The 20,081-nt window shown below is 46.3% G+C and carries 16 protein-coding genes; 8 read left to right on the top strand and 8 right to left on the bottom strand.

Annotated elements, in window-relative coordinates:
• The first annotated feature begins 31 nt into the window (after positions 1-31).
• The 7 genes from mreC to tldD are packed head-to-tail and all read left to right on the top strand — an operon-like array spanning position 32 to position 9,563.
• The gene (gene mreC / locus QTP81_RS00760) at positions 32-916 is read left to right on the top strand and encodes a rod shape-determining protein MreC (protein WP_289363040.1); all 885 of its coding nucleotides are present in this window, start codon (positions 32-34) and stop codon (positions 914-916) included.
• Positions 909-1,388, top strand: a complete 480-nt coding sequence (gene mreD, locus QTP81_RS00755) for a rod shape-determining protein MreD (RefSeq protein ID WP_289363039.1) — start codon at positions 909-911, stop codon at positions 1,386-1,388. Before mreC ends, mreD begins: the two co-directional genes overlap by 8 nt.
• 3 nt (positions 1,389-1,391) lie before the next feature.
• The gene (locus QTP81_RS00750; RefSeq protein WP_289363038.1) at positions 1,392-1,973 is read left to right on the top strand and encodes a Maf family protein; all 582 of its coding nucleotides are present in this window, start codon (positions 1,392-1,394) and stop codon (positions 1,971-1,973) included.
• The gene (gene rng / locus QTP81_RS00745; protein WP_289363036.1) at positions 1,970-3,436 is read left to right on the top strand and encodes a ribonuclease G; all 1,467 of its coding nucleotides are present in this window, start codon (positions 1,970-1,972) and stop codon (positions 3,434-3,436) included. Before QTP81_RS00750 ends, rng begins: the two co-directional genes overlap by 4 nt.
• Entirely contained in the window at positions 3,433-7,326 is a 3,894-nt protein-coding gene (locus QTP81_RS00740) for a YhdP family protein (RefSeq protein WP_289363035.1), read from the top strand. The genes rng and QTP81_RS00740 overlap by 4 nt, the downstream gene beginning before the upstream one ends.
• Complete coding sequence (locus QTP81_RS00735) at positions 7,319-8,137, top strand: carbon-nitrogen hydrolase family protein (RefSeq protein ID WP_289363034.1); 819 nt, start codon at positions 7,319-7,321, stop codon at positions 8,135-8,137. The genes QTP81_RS00740 and QTP81_RS00735 overlap by 8 nt, the downstream gene beginning before the upstream one ends.
• Positions 8,121-9,563: a metalloprotease TldD gene (tldD, locus tag QTP81_RS00730; protein ID WP_289363033.1), complete on the top strand. Its 1,443-nt coding sequence runs from the start codon at positions 8,121-8,123 to the stop codon at positions 9,561-9,563. The genes QTP81_RS00735 and tldD overlap by 17 nt, the downstream gene beginning before the upstream one ends.
• A gap of 13 nt (positions 9,564-9,576) precedes the next feature.
• Here the strand turns inward: tldD and QTP81_RS00725 are convergent, their stop codons facing one another.
• From QTP81_RS00725 to yjgA, 4 genes are all read right to left on the bottom strand, one after another.
• Positions 9,577-10,752, bottom strand: a complete 1,176-nt coding sequence (locus QTP81_RS00725) for a DUF4189 domain-containing protein (protein ID WP_289363032.1) — start codon at positions 10,750-10,752, stop codon at positions 9,577-9,579.
• Between the two features lie 10 nt (positions 10,753-10,762).
• On the bottom strand, positions 10,763-11,212 hold the full coding sequence (locus QTP81_RS00720; protein ID WP_289363031.1) for a hypothetical protein: 450 nt from the start codon (positions 11,210-11,212) through the stop codon (positions 10,763-10,765).
• Positions 11,213-11,369: 157 nt separating this feature from the next.
• Positions 11,370-13,799 (bottom strand): Ig-like domain-containing protein, encoded by a 2,430-nt coding sequence (locus QTP81_RS00715; RefSeq protein WP_289363030.1) that lies wholly within the window; start codon positions 13,797-13,799, stop codon positions 11,370-11,372.
• Positions 13,800-13,804: 5 nt separating this feature from the next.
• Positions 13,805-14,347, bottom strand: a complete 543-nt coding sequence (yjgA, locus tag QTP81_RS00710) for a ribosome biogenesis factor YjgA (RefSeq protein WP_289363029.1) — start codon at positions 14,345-14,347, stop codon at positions 13,805-13,807.
• Positions 14,348-14,418: 71 nt separating this feature from the next.
• On the opposite strand from yjgA, the gene pmbA reads away from it, so the two are divergent.
• Positions 14,419-15,750 carry a metalloprotease PmbA gene (pmbA, locus tag QTP81_RS00705; protein ID WP_289363368.1) on the top strand — a complete coding sequence of 444 codons (1,332 nt, stop codon included), beginning with the start codon at positions 14,419-14,421 and terminating at the stop codon, positions 15,748-15,750.
• A gap of 25 nt (positions 15,751-15,775) precedes the next feature.
• On the opposite strand, the gene arcA is transcribed toward pmbA, so the two are convergent.
• The 4 genes from arcA to glgA all read right to left on the bottom strand — a co-directional run bounded on the left by arcA (position 15,776) and on the right by glgA (position 20,075).
• Positions 15,776-16,483 carry a two-component system response regulator ArcA gene (arcA, locus tag QTP81_RS00700; RefSeq protein WP_289363028.1) on the bottom strand — a complete coding sequence of 236 codons (708 nt, stop codon included), beginning with the start codon at positions 16,481-16,483 and terminating at the stop codon, positions 15,776-15,778.
• Positions 16,484-16,554: 71 nt separating this feature from the next.
• Positions 16,555-18,234 (bottom strand): sensor histidine kinase, encoded by a 1,680-nt coding sequence (locus QTP81_RS00695; protein ID WP_289363027.1) that lies wholly within the window; start codon positions 18,232-18,234, stop codon positions 16,555-16,557.
• Between the two features lie 96 nt (positions 18,235-18,330).
• A complete protein-coding gene (locus QTP81_RS00690) occupies positions 18,331-18,642 on the bottom strand; it encodes a hypothetical protein (protein ID WP_289363026.1) in 312 nt (103 codons plus the stop codon).
• On the bottom strand, positions 18,639-20,075 hold the full coding sequence (gene glgA, locus QTP81_RS00685) for a glycogen synthase GlgA (RefSeq protein ID WP_289363025.1): 1,437 nt from the start codon (positions 20,073-20,075) through the stop codon (positions 18,639-18,641). Before glgA ends, QTP81_RS00690 begins: the two co-directional genes overlap by 4 nt.
• Between the last annotated feature and the right edge of the window lie 6 nt (positions 20,076-20,081).

The following is a 20,081-nucleotide window of genomic DNA, read 5'->3' as shown; positions in this document are numbered from 1 at the left end:
CTAGGTTTTCCTCGCCGCCGTTGAGTTATACATGCAGACCATTTTTACGCGCGGCCCATCACTCAACAATCGCTTATCGCTAGCGTTGGTAATGTCGATTGCGTTGATTATTGTTGATCACAAGTTCGATGGTTTTAGCACAACCAGGGGCTATTTGAATTCATTGATGAGTCCGCTCCAATACGTGGCAAATCTTCCCGGTGAAATGCTTAATTGGAGTGCCGAGCGGGTCACCTCCCAACAACAACTAATCGCTGAAAACGAATACCTCAACAATCAACTATTACTCGCCAATGAGCAATTGCAACGCTTTCAACTGTTGAAGAACGAAAACGACCAATTGCGTGCGCTACTTGCAGCACCTTTACGTCAAGAAATGCGTAAGACCGTTGCAGAGCTGATGGCGGTGGATAACAATCCTTTCAGTCACCAGATTGTGATTAACAAAGGGAACAGTGACGACGTTTATGTGTCGCAATCGGTACTGGATGACAAAGGCGTGGTAGGTCAGGTCATTGAGGTGGGTTCGACTACGAGTCGTGTGTTACTGATCACTGATGTCACCCATGCTATCCCTGTGCGTTCACAGCGCAACAGTATCCGCTTTATCGTAACAGGCAGTGGTACTCTCGACGAAGTCTACTTAGAGCATGTGGCCCATAGCGTCGATATTAAGGTCGGCGACATTCTGGTCACGTCTGGTTTAGGCAATGTGTTCCCCGAGGGATACCCCGTCGCTCAAGTCACCAGTGTCGTTCGTGATGAATCACGTCCCTTCGCTAGCATTAGTGCGCAGCCCTTAGCAAAACTCGATCGATTAAAACACTTGATGTTGCTCTGGCCTGAGGCAGAGGCTGAAACCACCGAAGGCAGCGATGATAGTACGGCAATTACAGTAAGGCGTGATAATGATTAATCGGCATATAGGCATTATCTCCGTTAGCCTGGTCATCGCATTGGTTTTGCAGATAATGCCAATGCCGATTCAGGCTGATGTGTATCGGCCCGATTGGGTCCTCTTGGTTCTGGCTTATTGGACTATGGCCTTACCCAACCGAGTCAATGTCGGTGTGGCATTCATTTGTGGCCTAGCCATGGATATTTTATTGGGTACCGCTTTAGGGGTACACAGCTTTGCTTTAAGTATCGCAATTTACGTTTTAGCCGCTAATTATCAGCGATTGCGCAATTATTCAGTATGGCAACAAGCGATTGTTATCGCGCTATTAGGCGCTCTATATCATTTGGTCCTCTTCTGGCTACAGCATTTGCTCACCAGTATTTATTTTCAGTTTGACTATTTGTGGCCAGTGTTAACCTCGATGTTAATTTGGCCATGGGCTTTTTGGTTGCTGCGCCGCACACGTCGCAGATTCAAGGTTAGTTAAACAATGAGCGAATTAATTTTAGCGTCGCAATCTCCGCGACGTGCCGAATTATTGTCTACCATGGGCTATCGCTTTACGGTTATTACTGCCGATATTGACGAGTCACCTTTACCTGATGAGCTTCCGGAGCATTTAGTTTTGCGTCTTGCCAGCAGTAAGGCTGACGCTGTATGGCAAACTTCACTGCCGAGTATTACGACTGATACCGCAGTATTGGCGGCAGACACGATTGTTGTCGCGAATCAGACTATTCTTGGCAAGCCTAAACATTTTGCCGACTTTACGCGAATGATGCGGCTGTTAAGCGGGTCTACTCATACAGTGATGACCGCTATAGCCTGCAGAAATAGCGCGATGAGCGAAGCGCAGGTTGTTACCGCCGATGTTCAGTTTTGTACGCTCACAGAGCGTGACATCGCTCGCTACTGGGACACGGGGGAGCCAAAGGACAAAGCTGGCGGTTATGGCATTCAAGCTAGAGGTGGGCAATTTGTGCAGCAGGTTCACGGCAGCTATAGTGCAATTGTGGGGCTACCCATGGTTGAGACTAAGTTAATGCTACAAAAATTTGGGGTATATGCATGAGTGCAGAGTTGTTGATCAACGTAACACCGTCCGAGTCTCGAGTTGCTTTGATCGAAAATGGTATTTTGCAAGAAATTCACGTAGAGCGGCATACCAAGCGCGGCATAGTCGGCAATATATATCGCGGCAAAGTCAGCCGTGTTTTACCTGGTATGCAAGCAGCATTTGTTGATATAGGTTTTGAGAAAGCTGCCTTTCTGCATGCCTCAGATATTGTAATCCACGATGAGATTGTGGGTGAAGTTTCTACCAGTGACATTACCAAGAAAGACATTCGTGAGCTTGTACGCGATGGTCAAGATATTGTAGTGCAGGTAGTCAAAGACCCAATAGGCACTAAAGGTGCGCGCTTAACCACTGATATCACGATTCCCTCACGTTACCTAGTGTTTATGCCAAGCGTTACTCATGTTGGGGTGTCACAGCGGATTGAAGACGAGCAAGAACGCGAGCGGCTAAAAAATTTAGTTGAAGGTTTTTGCGACGAAAATGGCGGTTTTATTTTACGAACTGCGGCCGAGGGCGTAAGTGAAGTGGAGCTTTCACAGGACGCAGAGTTCCTTCGTCGTTTGTGGTCGAAAATTCAGCAGCGCATGAAACGCAAGAAGTCGCATGTGTTATATGAAGATTTACCGCTTGCACGTCGGGTACTTCGCGACTTTGTTGGCACTGAAATTGACCGCGTGCGGATAGACTCGAAACTGAGCTTTCAAGAGCTCCAGAGCTTTACTGAAGAGTACGTACCAGAGCTGAGCAAGAAGCTTGAATATTATAAAGGCGAGCGTCCGATTTTTGATCTTTACGACGTCGAGAATGAGACACAGCGAGCGCTTGAACGCCGTGTAGATTTAAAAAGTGGTGGATACTTAATCATTGATCAAACCGAAGCGATGACCACAATCGACATTAATACAGGTGCTTTTGTCGGCCATCGCAACCTCGAAGAGACTATTTTTAATACCAACATCGAAGCGACCCAGGCTATCGCTCGTCAGCTAAGACTGCGCAATTTAGGTGGTATGATCTTAATTGATTTTATCGATATGGTTGAACCTGACCACAAACGTCGGGTCTTACATAGTCTAGAGGTTGCAACAAGTAAAGACCGTGCGAAAAGCAACATTCACGGCTTTACGGCTTTGGGTCTGATTGAAATGACCCGCAAGCGCACCCGTGAGAGCCTTGAACACGTGTTGTGCGGCGAATGTCCAGCATGTAAAGGCCGGGGCTCAGTAAAAACGGTCGAAACAACGTGTTTTGAGATTATGCGTGAGATAGTGCGGGTCAATCGCGCTTATGATGCTGATAAATTCGTCGTTTATGCCTCACCAGCAGTAGCAGCGGCCTTGCTGGGTGAAGAGTCGCATATGCTTGCCGAACTAGAGGTTTTTGTATCTCGACAGATAAGCGTTCAAGAAGAGCCGCTTTATAACCAGGATAAATTTGACGTGGTAATGATGTGACAGGCTACAAAGCCTATTTAGCCTACGGAATAAAAAAAATATGGACGTTAATCGCTCTGTTGTTAGTTCTTTCAGCAGTGGCGATTTCGCTGTTGCGCTTTTCCTTACCATACCTCGATCAGAATAAGCACCTTGTAGAAAATTACATTAGCGATAATTACAACGCCGATTTACGCATCGTGTCGATTTCTGCAGAATGGGGCGCTCACGGGCCAAGTCTTGTGCTGAATGGCGTAACATTACAAGACTCTACAAGTGCAGCATTAGAGCTCAATATCGCGCGGGTATTTGTAGAATTAAATTTTTGGGAGTCAATACGTTCGTTCAGCATACAATCCAATCAGTTTGAATTAAATGGCGTTTCAATGATAGTGAACACTCACTTCATGGAGGGGCGTGAAGCTGGCGAACAAAATGCTATAACCGTAGTTAACAAACTGTTCTTAGAACGACTCCAGCGCTTTTCTATCAGTGATTCAAAACTAACGATCAATACCGAACTCAATAGTCAAAGCTACGATCTGCGTAAAGTTAGTTGGATCAATCGAGGTCAGCGTCACCAAGCCGTGGGCCAACTACGGGTGGCTGAATTAGCGAATAACTCCGCGAGTTTTGTTCTTGATCTATACGGTGAATCCAATGCGTTAGAGGGGACGTTTTATGCGCGGGGAGACGATTTGGATCTGGCTCCTTGGTTTAACGAGCTAACCAGCGAACAACAGACGTTGTTGGAGAGTCGCGGTAACTTCTCTTTGTGGGCAGCAATTAATGATGGCCAGCTCAGTGACTTACAAGTTCAATTGTCACCGAGCCAATTTAAGTGGCAATCACAAGATAAAACGGTATTAACCACTAATGTTGAAAGCGGCGCTATTATCGCCGAGCCGGATGAGAGAGGTTGGCAATTTAACATTAACGATTTGGTGTTATCGGCTAACGATCAATCAATGCAAACGAGTTTCGCCGGACATTTAGACCAGAGTGGCTCAGTGCAATTGTCTTCTATTGGCGATATCAATTTAACCCCGCTGGTTGAATTGATGCCTTTGATGATGACCCAAGAACAAGCTGATTCACTACATGAATTGGCCGTTACAGGGTTATTGACACAACTGCAGTTACAAGGGCGCGAACAAGGCATCTCAATGCGTGCCAAAGTCGAACAATTATCCTGGCAGCCCACAGGCGTTTTACCCGGTTTGGATAACCTTGAAGCGGAATTTGTATGGTATAAAAATCAAGGACGCATTTACTTACACACTGAAAATGCAAACATGGATTCGAGTAACCTACTCGACGACAGTCTTGCAGTAGAGGCATTCAATGCGAGTCTATACGTCTATCAAGATAGCCCTGAGTCAACTTGGTATCTGTTTTCAGACGACATTGCGTTCAAGAGTAATAAAGTTGAGTTTACCCAGCAATTTCGATATCAGTTTGATCAACAGGAGTTATCCTTACTGACCCGCATATCGTCGCTTCCAGTGGCAAGAGTTCCAGAACTATTTCCGGAATACTACATGGGAGCAAATACAAAAGCTTACCTTACGCGTGCACTGGAGAATCAAGATTCAGCCAAGAATGCCTTCGTGAATAATGCAAGCGTGTTGTGGCGTGGCCAATTAGGTGATTTCCCATTTGACGATAATCAAGGCGTGTTCCAGGCGAGTGTGGATATCACCGCGGCTGATTTTATGTTCTCGTCAGAATGGCCGACACTCACTGATCTCGACATTAATCTCTTGTTTGAGAACGATCGTCTTTTGATGCGCAGTCCGAGCTCCAAGTTAAAAGATATCGAGTTGACTCGCCTTGAAGCTGAGATCCCGAGTTTGTCCGATGCGCAGTCATTGCAAATTGGTGCGTTAGCACAGGGGACTGGTCGGCAGCTGGCCGAACTGATGCTCGATAGTCAGATGGCTGATACATTGGGGGCATTGTTAAGCCGTGAATTGGTCATTGATGGTTTATTGAAAACTGACCTGGCGCTGCTGATTCCTTTGGATAACGAGCGCGTAAAAGCCAGTGGTACGGTTTCATTGCAAGACAATATTATTGAGTTTCCATCAGTAGCAATGACTCTGCACAAAGCTACTGGCGGTATCACTTTTGTGAACGACGAAGTTCAAGTGACAGATTTAGGGGCACAATTGTTCGGTCAGCCGGTGCAAATTTCAATGCGAGGGCAATTAGAACGACCATCGGGTAACGATGAAACTAGTCTTTCTGGTGAAGTGTATCGTTCTGACATTGGTATTACGGGACGTTGGGATGTGAACGAAATTGTCGAATCTTATTATCCTGTCCTAGCGCCCTACGCTAGCGGAGCTACGGATATCGCTGTTAGCCTCGAGCTAGTCGAGGGTAATGGTGACTTTACCTACGAGCTTATGGGAAATGCCAACCTAGATGAGGTGAAGACGTACCTCCCCCAACCATTTGCTGAACAAACTATCGGACCGATAAAAATTTCTGCGCAAGGCGATCGCACGGCGTCAGTGTTTCATGTGAGCTCAACAAGCGGTATTTTCTTTGATGGTGTATTGCCGCACAAGGAGTTGGTTTTCTCGCGCGCGCATTTAGCATTGGGCGAAGAGTCTTTAGGTAGCATGGGCCTTGGCTTTAGTATTGCCGCCGAGGTTGAGCAGTTCGATGTTGATGGTTGGGCAAGTTTCGTTGATGCCATTGTCAATAATATTGATGACAACTCCGTAGCTATTATCGGTGTGCCCGATAGAGTATTTATTGCGGCGGATAAGCTCAATCTGGGCGAGCGCGAATTAACTAATGCAAGAGTTCAAGCTAAACAACGCGATAACGACTGGAAGATCGACTTAACCGCTAAGCAGGCTCAGTTAGAAGTTTACATAGATGACGAGTGGCAGACTCGTGGTATCGACCTTAACGCACAATTTATCCGGTTTGAAGAGTTTGATATTGCACAAAGTTCAACTGAACAATGGCAGATTGAACAACTACCACCACTGCGTTTGCGGTGTGGCGATTGTCAGTTCGGGCGTTTGAATCTCGGTGAAGTCAGCATCGATGGAATGCCTACAGACAATGGTTATGAGTTTGCCCAAGTGCTTTTTTCAAGTGCAGAAGGAGAGCTAAGAGCTACGGGCGCATCGGATACCAATACCACCCGATTTACGGGGACAGTGACAAGTGATGACTTTGGGCGTCTACTGCAATCTGCACAAATCGAAAGCGGGATTAAGGACTCTGAGGCTAACTTTGAGTTCGAGTTGGCTTGGCAAGGCCAGCCATGGACAGCTTCGTTAGATAAACTTGAGGGTGAGGTTGATTGGGAGTTGACTGACGGCTACATCACAGAGTTAAGTGACAAGGGCTCGCGAATATTTACACTGTTCAGCCTCAATTCGTTGGTGCGCAAGTTAAGTCTAGATTTCCGTGACGTTTTCGCTCAAGGTTTTTTCTATGACGATATCAAGGGTTCGATTCAAATCGCGCAAGGCAAAGCTTATACCGGTGATACGGTCGTTGATGGTGGTGCTGGTGAAATAACAATTGATGGTTACACAGATCTAGTTAATAACGAACTTAATTACCACGTATCGTTTACGCCAAATGTGACGGGGAACTTGCCAATATTAGTCTATTTTATGGCTAACCCACCAACGGCATTGGCCGCATTGGCTTTGGATCAGATGCTGACATCAGCGAAGGTTATCTCCAACGTTAACTATGCGGTTACTGGCACTCTCGATGAACCAATAGTACAGGAAATTGGCCGTGATAGTACTGAAATAGAGTTACCCGCTAGGGTTGCTCCTAGTGATGAAGACACCGGTGAAGGCGAGGAACAAGAAGAAACGTTTAAAGTACCTGAACCTGTGTCAGTCGAAACGCGAGAACTCGATGGTTGATGTCGCTGCAATTCAATTGGTTTCGATGCCTGATGTAGATGCCAATTTCGCACAAGTTAAAGCATTGATGGAACAATCCAAACCGGGACAATTGGTCGTATTACCCGAGTGTTTTGCATTTTTTGGCGGTTCAGATAAAGCACAATTGGAGCTTGCCCAGCAGCCTGATAATCGAATTTTAGAGCGCCTTCAAGACATCGCAAAATCCTATCAGTGTTGGCTAGTTACAGGCACGCTTCCGGTCTTAAGTGACTCACGGCAACGGTTTCGAGCGGCAAGTTTCTGTTTAGACAGCAACGGCGACGTACGTGGTCGTTATGACAAAATCCACTTATTTGATGTCAGTGTGGATGATTCAACCGGAAGTTATCTTGAGTCTCGCTATACTGAGCCGGGAGACACGGTAACAGTTGTTGAGTCACCCTTCGGTCGCATCGGCATGGCTGTCTGTTATGATATTCGCTTTCCGGGTTTATTTCAGGCCATGGAACAAATTGATGTGCTGGTTTTACCTAGTGCATTTACTGCGAAAACGGGTCAAGCCCACTGGCATGCTCTGTTGCAGGCACGGAGTATCGAATTACAATGTTACGTTGTCGGCGCAAACCAAGGTGGTGTGCATGCAAATGGTCGCGAAACCTTTGGCCATTCGAGCATCTATTCGCCATGGGGTGAAAAAATATCCAGTTTAGAACAAGGTGTGGGATTTATTTCCGGCACTATCAATACCCAAAAGTTATCTCGTATTCGGCGTGCAATGCCGGTTGGCGAACACAAAAAATTCAGGAGCTACTTTGAGCAATCCAGTTGAACAGAATTTACTGCAACAGTCAGGATTAACTATTAACGATCTCGAAAATGCCATGGGATTGATGCTTGCTCATCAAAATGACTATGCGGATTTATATTTTCAGTCTAGCCAGCATGAGAGTTGGGTACTTGAAGATGGGATTATTAAAGAAGGTAGCTATAACATTGAGCGCGGTGTTGGTGTGCGTGCCGTGAGCGGCGAAAAGACCGGATTCGCATATTCAGATGCACTTAATCAAGAGGCACTGTTAAAGGCGAGTAAAGCCGCGCGCAGTATTGCTGCCGATGGTGGTACATCAGTGATTAAACACCCAGAAAAATCAGTCACTGAACCGCTCTACAGCGCCGATAATCCGATTACTTCAATGCAAGAGCAAGAAAAAATCGCGTTATTACGTGCCGTTGATGAATATGTGCGTGCGCAACAACCGGATGTTCAGCAAGTCATTGTCAGTTTAACGGGGGTTTATGAAGAAGTGCTGGTCACCGCCACTGACGGCACTTTTTCTACCGACCGACGCCCCCTTATTCGCTTAAATTGTTCAGTTTTACTTGAACACAATGGCCGGCGCGAGCGCGGAGCGGCTGGTATGGGTGGCAGATATGCGTATCAGATGTTTAGTGCTATGCACGATGGTCAGCCGCGATATCAGAAGCTAGCTGACGATGCTTTGCATATGGCAAAAGTGAATTTGCAAGCGATACCAGCGCCAGCGGGCACAATGCCAGTTGTTCTAGGCAGTGGTTGGCCGGGTGTTTTGTTACATGAAGCTGTCGGGCATGGCTTAGAGGGTGACTTTAATCGCAAAGGAGCTTCAACTTTTAGCGGTCGTATAGGTGAGCAAGTTGCCGCTAAGGGCGTTACTGTGATTGATAATGGTACGCTAAAAGATCGTCGAGGCTCGCTAAGTGTGGACGATGAAGGCACGCCAACTCAAGAAAACGTGCTGATTGAAGATGGTATCTTAAAAGGCTACATGCAAGATAAGATGAACGCTCGTTTGATGGGGGTAGCCGCAACGGGTAATGGTCGACGCGAGTCATATGCCCATTTACCCATGCCGCGTATGACAAACACTTATATGCTAGGAGGCGAGTACTCTCCAGAAGAAATTATTGCCAGTATCGACAAAGGTATTTATGCGCCGAATTTTGGTGGTGGTCAGGTGGATATTACTTCAGGCAAATTCGTGTTTTCTACATCAGAAGCTTATCTCGTTGAAAACGGCAAAATTACTACGCCAATCAAAGGCGCCACACTAATCGGCAATGGCCCCGAGGTAATGCAAAAGATCTCGATGATCGGTAATGATTTAAGCCTTGATGATGGTGTTGGAGTCTGTGGTAAAGACGGGCAAAGTGTTCCGGTAGGTGTTGGCCAGCCGACCTTGAAAATTGATCAATTAACCGTAGGTGGAACAGCGTAATAGGTTGGCAGATTTAACGAACAATTTGACCGTTAAGAATGACTAATTGGCACTGCCCTGAGGGTTCATCTCGGATTGCACTAAATGATTCGCAGATTGCAATCGCGCGCGCTGTAGCCTGCTCGATTTCAATGTAGTCTTCAACATAGCCAATACTTCTTAAACCATTACCTGCGACTGCCCAATTGCCCTTTGCTTTGAAATCAGGATGTTGAAAACGCTGTAGGGCAGCGCCCAGTGTTACTTCACTGGATACTAAAGGGCTAACATTAGGCGGGACTTCCGGCAATGCTATCATGGTGCCAAAAACCCTGTCATTGAGCATTACTAGCTGACACTCTGACGCGGTAAATTTTTGACATTTTTGCAAGGCTTGTCTCTTAGCTTCTTGCTCATTTTCGAGCCCAAAAACAAAGTGTAGCTCACCTCGCGAACCACTCACTCGGCCTGGCGCGATGGCTAATGCTTTATAACCAAGTAAGGATAGAAAGTGGCGATATTGATGAATCCCATTGTAAGTAGCGATGATGCTTGGAATTTCTGTTACTTTCGCCGCAACTTTGCCATTGTACTCATCGATCTCTATGAGCTGAGTCTGAGACACATGGTTTAAATCGACTAACCGGCAAGCTTTATCGGTACTATTTCTAACACACTGCTGGAGTGCTTGAGCTTTCGCAACGTCTAACGATGCTTTTTCCGCCTGATAGGCCCAACTACCGTCTGGACTTACCGCGAAAGCTTTTTGTCCGTGAAAGCGCGTGTATTCAAGGAAGGCTGTACGCAAGTAAGCCTTACCTGCAATGCCTGCAGGAAAATGATTGGCAGGTATTACTGGATGAACCTGAATTAATTGCGAGTTTAAATCTGCACGTAATGCACTTTCATAAATAGAATCTGAATTAACAACCGTATTATTGACAAAAACAACTTCGCATTTCGCATTGTTAGCATGCTTCTGGCAATTACTTGAAGCTGCTTCAATCGCCTGCTCAGGAGTTGCATAATTCCAACTTGTGCCAAAAGCGCCATTGGGTGCCATTGCTAGCGCGCTGTTATTTGGTCTGGCTCTGAGTTCAGCCATCGCGTCAAGTATTTCAAGCGAGTTGACTTGTTTCGGGACTAAGTTATTGGCAGATAATGTTCCACTTATCACCAGTCCGACGAAAAGAGCAACAATTTTGCGCATCACCTTACTCCTACAAAGGGCAATCAGTGCGAGTGGTACGGCGGCACAATTCACTGTTAATTTGTCCCGGCGGTAATAAGTCTGCTGGCAGGTTGGCAACCGAATTCAACAGTTCTTCATGTGCCGAAATAACCGCGTGATATCTCGCTTGCTCAAACAGCTTCTCTGCCACTGATTCACAGCCCCATGACCAATATTCCATGCCTAAATCACGTTTAGACTCTCCCCAAAAAATATGGTCACCGGCGATCAGGTACGTGTGTGATGAATATGTGAAATCTGCGTGCAATACCGACATTCTGTTGACAAAGCTGACGTCACAGTTCTCGTCTAAATACTGTTTAGCATCGGATATCAATACAGTAGCGTTGTCCGTTATTTCAAAGCTATCTGAGTGCTCGTTGATAGCTAATAGCGGCGAACAAACAAATACGCAGAAAATCATGAGCAGTGGCTTCACGGTAAAGTCCTTTTCAAATGAATCCCAAAGTATGAGTATATTGATTAGTGCGCGCAGACGCTACAAAAATGACCAAATTATAGCCAACTTGATTCGGTGGTGCTGTGCAAGCCCGATACCTAAAAGAATTGGCGTTCGGGCAAGATACCAACGTAAGTTAGTCTAAACTCACTATCATCGTCAACGTAGTGACGACACCACTTGGCGTTGTCACTGTTGCCGTGACAGTCGCATCAATAGGATCTTGATCGTTGGTTAAGCTGTTGGTCAGCACTACATTCAACGTGGCTCCGCCTGCGCGATTATTCTTACTAACACTGAATGCGGTTTCACCCGTAAGAGTGCCAGCTGAGGCTGTGATTTGCACATTCGTGTCACTTGGCAGGGTTTGATCCGCCGTATCTGATATCAGTAACTGCAGCGATACGCTTTCACCTCGAGGTATCGATAGGACAGGGCCAGTTGCGGCTCCACCCTGGTTATTGGTGAGTTCATCAACGCCGTTAAAAAATCGCATAATCGCATTTGATGAGGCCATTACCATTACAATAGCTCTGCGTACGTGCAGCCCCGATGCTCCACAGTTGCCAGCTTGGCATTGCGGCCCATCAAATAAACCGTTGGCGCTTGTAAAGTCACCTGAGCCGTCAAAATCTAAGAACGTCTCAGCAACATCGAAAACGTCGTTCTCGTTGTCATCGCGCCAAGCTTCGGAGATATCCGAGAACCCGGTTGTCGTCGATGAGACAATGTTGAAACCACTGTCTTCACCTAGATCCAATGCGTCACCATCACTGTCGTCAAAGACGTTGTTACCATTGCTGTCGAATAGAGTTTCATGCCCTATGGCGGTGGCGAGAATCGTAATTCGGTGGTCTTCAACACGTGGATCGGCACTAGTCCATTGCACCGTGCAATTGCCATTGGTTGTAGTACAACTGGGCTCAATTTGCCCGCCTTCAGTCGTAAATGCGACAGCAGTGCCGTCAGGAACTGGATTGTTAAACGAGTCGGCTAAATACGCGGTAACATTGACCTGTTGACCATTGATGCCCGCAGCTTCAGGATTTGGGTTACTAGTCGACAACGAGAAACTGTTTTGGTCGGGTAAACCTGTGTTGACGGTGAGAAGATCCGATTGCGTACTAATTACTTGGTTATCATTACCTACAACTGAAGCCAATACGCGCACAGCCGTAGGTACATTGCCAGCAGTTACACGTGTACTTACTTGTCCTTCTGAGTTAGTTAAACCCTCTAAAGGCGATAAGGTTAGGCCTCCAACATTGGTACTCATGACAAAATTAACCGCTTGCTGAGCCAGTGGGTTACCTAATTCACCGTTGACTTGGAAAGTAACTGTTGAGACCGAAGCGCTGCCTTGCCCTCCAGTTCCTTGTAGCACAATTGAGTTCGGGCTTGCCGATAGGAATTGGATTGAGCCGATGCTTTCTGGCAATAATTCAATGGTGCGTGAAATTGTGATGGGTGAGTTATTTACAATCACCGTCGCGCTAATTATGTCGTCATTGCCACTGCCGCCTGCGCAGTTTATATCTTCATACGTGGATGACGCGCGACCGTTCACCGTTGATACACTCGCGTCTATAGTCGCTCGTTGTTCAAGCACGCAAGAAGAGGTAAAGCTGATTGGTGTGCTTCCTACAATTGGCTGATCATTGCTGTCTGCCAAACCAACTTGTAGACCTAAAGTGGCCCCAGCACTGATGGTAACGTCAGCATCACTGGCAATTCCATTTACGCCGATGACCCCTTCTAGAAAGTTGGTGCTATCAAAATATCCGATACGGACCACGTCTTCTTCAACTGCGTCAACCGATTGAATTTCGTAGTTGATGGTATCTACCAAAGTTCCGGTGTCATCACCCAGTAATGTTACAGTGGCAATGGCAGCGCCAATATTGCTTTCATCACCATTGAGTACAACTTCTGCAATGCCGGAGCTGTTGGTCAGTGCGTCGGTAATGGGTAACAAACCGCGTGATGCACTAAAGCTCAATATTTCATTCGCAATGGGGGTATTTGTGGCATCCGTAAGTACTGCTCGAAGCCTGACTTGCTGATTGGCGCGAAAGCGCTGGGTAGGCTCACCATTTTGGTTAAGCATCTGGAGCGCTATGGTGGTTGAAGTGCCGTTTTGACCATCTACTGATAGAAACTCAATTGCCGCTTGAGCTTGGACACTATCGAAACTGGCGTTAATTGTCGCTGCACCGACAGATTGACCGTCTGAGCTAAGAAAAACCCGAGCAATGCCATCACTGCCCGTTAATTTTGATGCGACATCTAAGCTACCTATGCCGCTACTGAAGGTTATTATTTCATTACTTACGGCTGCACCATTACGTGTCAAAAGGGCTTCAAGACAAGCTGTTTGTTCAGTAGTAAAACTATTGCTGGAAACCTCATCGCAATTGGCATCAAGAACGCTTAACTGTAAAGCTGTGACCGGTGCAACAGGCGCAGAGCCACCATCAAATGGCGATTCGCCATTTTCACCAGAACTACCATTACAGGCCGAAAGTAAGGTACCGAGTACAGCGATGAGTGCGAGCTTTTTTAGCATAATAATTACTCTTCTATAGACGCTTTCAAATACTTAAACAATTCACGAGCACCTGCAGGTGGTTTGTTCTGTTGTTGTTCTTTGTTTATTTTGCGTTGCAGCTGACGCAGCTTTTGTCTCTCTAACTGAGGGTGTTCACTCAACACTTCTTCAATTGCCGAGTCACCGGCGGTAATAATGTTATCGCGAAGCGTCTCTAAGTAATGAAAGTGCGCATTAGCCATACGATGTTGGTTGGTGAGCAACATTATGGCTTGCTCAATGGGAGTGGTGTCTCTGCTGCGCATCAGCTTGCCGAGAAATTGAAGTTGACGGCGGTAGCCATCTTTCTTGCGGTTGATTTTTCGCGCAACCAAAACTGCGTCAAGCAATTCGTCGTCCAATGGCATTTTAGTCAAGTTGGCTTCACTCATTTCAACTAACTGAGTGGCCAACTTTTGCTTTTCTTCAGCTTCGCGTTTGAGTTGTGTTTTGCTTTTTTCTTCCGCTTCGAAGTCGTGCTGAGCTTCAAACCAGTTATCTTCAGAATCTGAGTTAGAGACGGTCATTTGCTTGTCTTTAGTGATACACTTATGAAGATTGTAACGTGGTGAAACTCCAGTGGGTAGTGAAAGTTAAAATGGATATAAATCAACAACTCGAAGAAATCAAAGGTAAGGTTGCTGAAGTCTTGCAATTGGCTACTAAAAAAGGGGCGAGTCATGCGGAAGCTAGTATGTCTCGTGTCGAAGGTATTGCTGTATCCGCACGTCTTGGTGAAGTAGAGAATGTTGAGTTCACCAACGATGGTGGTTTGGGGATCTCCGTTTATGTCGGTCAGTGCAAAGGGAGCGCCTCCACAGCCGATTTGAGCCATTCTGCGCTTGAGTTAGCGGTAGAAAAGGCCGTTGACATTGCCCGCTATACCAGTGAAGACCCTTGCACAGGGTTGGCAGACAAAGCGTTGATGGCTGACGATATACCTGACTGTGACTTGTATCACCCCGAAACATTAGATACCGATAAAGCTCTGGCTATGGCGCTTGAAACGGAGCAGTCTGCTCGCGATTTTGACCCTCGGATCACTAATTCAGATGGTGCATCATATAACGCCAACTTAGGTCTGCGGGTATATGGTAATACGCATGGTTTGTTAGCGGGTTACCCCAGTAGCCGTTACAGTTTGAGCTGTGTGGTTATTGGTGAGCAAGGCGACGATATGCAGCGCGATTATAGCTATACTGTTGACCGCAAGGCAGAGCGGCTAGACTCTACCGTTAAGGTCGGTCAAGAGGCAGCACGCCTAACTGTGGCTCGGCTTGGAGCCCGTAAAATAGATACAGCCTCAGTACCGGTAATTTTTCATCGCGATATTGCTAGTAGCTTGTTTGGCCACTTTGTGAGTGCAATCAGCGGAGGTAGCTTATATCGCCAGTCGAGCTTTTTATTAGATAGTAAAGGTAAACAACTCTTCCCAGATTGGCTAAGCATTCAAGAGCGGCCTCACATACCAGCTGGACTAGCAAGCTCTCCATTTGATCATGAAGGCGTAGCGACAGTTGATGCCGATATTGTCACCCAAGGTGTACTGCAAGATTATTTGCTCACCAGTTATTCGGCACGAAAGTTGGGTATGGTGAGCAATGGTCACGCCGGCGGGATTCACAACTGGTTGGTAGGTAATACTGGACAAAGTGATCAAGCGTTACTCAAAGAGATGGGTACGGGTCTGTTGGTAACTGAGTTAATGGGACAAGGCGTAAATATTGTCAATGGTGATTATTCGCGCGGTGCCGCCGGTTTTTGGGTCGAGAATGGAGAAATTCAATACCCAGTTCACGAAATCACCATTGCGGGTTCGTTGCGGGATATGTTTGCCAATATTGTAGCGATTGGCTCGCAGCAGGAGCAACGCGGTGCCGTTGTTTCAGGTTCAGTGTTAATTGAGCAGATGAATGTGGCGGGTAACTAATCCGCCACATGCTTGGATTGTTTAGCTAGGCGTCAACACTACCGCAGAAGCGATAACCTTCTCCGTGGATCGTTACGATCAACTCGACTTCACCTGGATCAGACTCGAAGTGTTTGCGGATACGACGAATAGTAACGTCTACCGTGCGGTCATTAGGGCGAAGTTCACGGCCTGTCATTTCCATGATCAATTGTTCACGCGTTAAGATTTTACCCGGATTACTCAAAAATAGGTGCAACGCGCGGAATTCGCTGCGCGGTAGGCGGAATTCTTTACCACTAGGTGAAACTAAGGAGCGGCTGTCACCGTCTAAAGTCCAACCGTTAAAACTCACGCGACTTGGCAGATCGTCATCGTCAGAAGCAGTTGTAGTCCGAGACAACAAGTTACGTGCTCTGATCGTTAATTCACGAGGGTTGAAAGGCTTGGTTAAGTAGTCATCAGCGCCAATTTCCAGACCTAAAATGCGATCTACGTCATTGTCTCTTCCGGTTAAGAATATCAGACCAACATTTTTGCGATTGCGCACTTCACGGGCCAAAATCAAACCATTCTTACCAGGCAGATTGATGTCCATGATCACAAGATTAATCGGGTGGTTGGTAAAGAAATCATGCATTTGGTCGCCGTTCTCTGCTTCAAATACATTATAACCTTCGGCCTCAAAAAGGCTTTTAAGTGTGGTTCTTGTTACCACTTCATCTTCAACTATTAAAATATTCGGCGTTTGCATTTTTTCTTTACCAGACAGGTTTAATTTTTTTATCCTCACCAAAGAGTAAGGCTTAATCGTTTTTTTTCAAGTTATTCATAGGGGCTGTTGAGCACCTTATCAGCCTCTTTAACTTTGACCGGGAAGATTATATCAAACTTCACCCCTTCGTTGGTTGCACTTTCCACAGTAATTGAGCCATTAAGTGCCTGAGTAACCAAATTATAAACCAGATGCATCCCGAGCCCAGACCCTCCTTGTCCACGCTTAGTTGTCACGAATGGATCGAATATTCGCTTGCGTAACTCATCGGGGATCCCCTTACCATTGTCTGTGTAAACGATGTGCAAGTTACGCTTGCCGGAAATCGTAGCATTGATGACTATCTCACCTTCTTCAATATCGTCAAAGCCATGTAATATTGAATTCATAATCAGGTTGATTAAGATTTGGTTGATAGGGCCTGCTTTGGTTTCGATGCATAAGTCAGGTTCGCATTCGACCACTACGTGATGTTTAAGCTTTTTCAAGCGTGGACGCAAAGACAACAATATTTCATCTATCAATTGAGCCAGCACAAATACACGACTATTCTCGCTCGACTGGTCAACCGCAACTTGTTTGAAACTCGAAATTAATTCAGCTGCTCGATTTAGGTTGCGGTAGATAATATTGAGGTTTTCCTCACCTTCATTGATGAACTTCTGCATCGCACTGGCCTTGAGGTTTTTTGTCTCAAAATCGGTCTTCAGTGTTTTTAAGCGATCCAACATCATAGTGGAGGCAGTCACGCCCAGACCAATAGGCGTATTTACTTCGTGTGCCACACCAGCAACCATGTCACCAAGCGAGGCCATTTTTTCATTTTGAACAATTTGTCGCTGGAATTGATGCAGCTTTTCTAATGTCTGAATGAGTTCCTGGTTTGCTTCTTTCAGTGCGGTTGTACGTTGGCTCACCATTTCTTCCAGCCCAGCATTCAGAGACTGGTACTCCTGTTCCATGAGATGGTTGCGCTCTACGTAACCAGCCATGCGTTTGAGAAGAGTATTGAGCGCATCACTTAATTCAGCTGAATCAGCAGTACCATTGGCATTGATTTGCGAGCTGTATTCCCCGGTACGGGCTACTTGGCGCATGAAATGAATCAGTTGCCCAATTGGCCCTGTGATAATTCGTTCAAATCGCCAAGCCAGAATTCCGGCGATGAGTAAAATGACAACGCCGAGTACCAAGGAGCGCATAAAGCTCTCACTAATAAAATTGTCGTAAGTTTCGCCGCTGACGCGAATAAACAGAATGCCAATTTCACCTGTTGGTCCAATAATGGGGTGCATATACTCCATGCCATCAGCATATTCGCGCGGTTGAATCAGGCGTGCTAAATCTCCGGGGGTCCGCTTGGGGATTTGTGGTTGGCCTATGCGATCATACGTCGCTTTAATATTGTCGTTGTCGAGTGGCCCTTCACCAACGGCTGCTGGATTCATATATATGTGAACGTTGAGCACAGAGGGTACTTCTTCCAAGAACGCTAATACGTCATCGGGCCAACCCCTCACGTCGTTTCGGTAGCGCTGTTCAATCAGTACAACATGATTGGCTAACATACTGGCGAAATTGCGGATCTGCTGAACTTGCTCGGCTCGGTGATGGCGTTGTTCGCTATATGCCTTCACTACGACAGCACTTCCCACAGCAATAGCAGCAATGAACATGACCAAGGCGATGAACAAAAATTTTATTGAAAGACGGTTTGAGTGATCTGCCATTCGCAGTGGAACCCTTAAGTGCCGTTTTGCTTGTTATTTACTCACTTTAGCAAGCAGAATCTCGTTCGCCAACTAATACTGTCAATCCAGTGCAGTTTAATAACGCAATAGAGCGATTAGGTCTTGCTTAGTTAGCCCCCAATTACTCAACCATTGCTCTGCTTCTTCGGGCATTTCAGTAGCATTTTCATCAGGCATAAAATCAGCGACGCAAATACACACAGTCGGCGTTTCTAACGGCGTATCGCGTAATATATTGGGGGCGGTTTTCTTGATGATTAAGTGCTCGCAAGCCAACTCACGCTCGGGATTTTCAATGCACTGCATTGGCTCTTGCGCGCTCACTGCCGCTGTTTGTGCAAGCAGTGACAATAAGAGCGGGATAGTTACGGTGTGGTGGGTTTTCATAAAATCTGTTGGTAAACCTCGGCGTATTTAGCGGCCGCTTGCGACCAAGTAAACTTAGTTTGCATTGCGCGTTGCTGCATTTTAGCCAGTTCTTCGGGACTTTCGTGATAAGTTAGCAAGGCGCGTCGAATACAATCCAATAAGGCTTGGGGCTGAGGAGGTAAAAAGACAAACCCGGTCGCCTGTTCGGGCTGTTGCTCTAAGTCGATGACGGTATCTTTTAATCCACCAACACCTCGCACAATCGGCAAGGTTCCATAGGCAAGGCTATACATCTGATTTAAACCGCAAGGTTCAAATTGCGATGGCATTAAGAAGAAGTCGCTGCCGGCTTCAATCCAATGTGCATATTCATTACTAAAGCCTTCAATAAAGCTAAACTTGTTCGCAAACTGAGCACTAATGTGGCGTAGCTGTTCTACCACAACAGGATCACCGGTGCCGACAATAACCAGCTGAACATTGTGCTGTAATAGCCTTTCGAGGATAGGCATGATATAGCCAAACCCCTTCTGTTCAGTGAGTCGGCATACCATACCGATGATGGGGATTTTGGCGGCCTTAGGGAGTTTAGCGAAGCGCTGTAGTGCCATCTTACACGCTTTTTTACCTGACATATCTTGGCTGTTAAAATGGTGCTTTATGTGGATATCCGTTTGCGGATCCCATTGGCTGTAATCACACCCATTGAGCACGCCATACAAGCGATCCTGGCGCCGTCGCAATATGTGAGACAAGCCGTGGCTGCCCAAGTCTGTGAGTAACTCTTTTGCGTAGTTGGGACTGACAGAGGTAATACCATCACAACACTGTAGGCCGGTTTGCAGAAAATTAACGTATTCGCTGTGATTAAAGTGCTCGATTGCAGTATTGCCGGCTAACATATGGACACTACTGCGTTCAAAAACCCCCTGGAAAGCGGCATTGTGAATAGTTAATACTGTGCGAGTAGCCGCAAACTCCTGATTAATATTGTTGTCAGGGTTGTAGCGGATAAAAAAGGGTAGCAAGGCAGTATGCCAATCATTACAGTGAATCACCTCAGGAATAAAACCAACGTGGCTGAAAGCATGTAATGCAGCATTGGCGAGGAAACCAAAGCGTTCGCCGTTGTCAGTATAGGCGTCATAACCATCTGAATACAGGCCCGCTCGCTGAAAAAATTCAGCATGATCAATCAGGTACACAGTGACACCGTGCAATTCAAGCTGCTTGACAGCGAATTGGTATTGACGCTCTTCTACCGCAAAATTCAGCGAAACACAGGCATCAGATAACCTGTGATGATCAGCGATAGCCTGATACATCGGCATAACGATTCGCACATCGTGACCCATTTCAGTCAACGCAATTGGTAATGCTTTACCGACGTCGGCTAGGCCGCCGGTTTTTACCAAGTCTTCTACTTCTGAAACAACAAATCCAATGCGCATTCTAAG

Origin of the sequence: Neoalteromonas arenosi, from assembly GCF_030362855.1 — a bacterium.
Lineage (GTDB): Bacteria > Pseudomonadota > Gammaproteobacteria > Enterobacterales > Alteromonadaceae > Alteromonas_E > Alteromonas_E arenosi.
The sequence above is the reverse complement of the archived record's forward strand: the minus strand, read 5'-3'. Positions and strand labels throughout refer to the sequence as shown.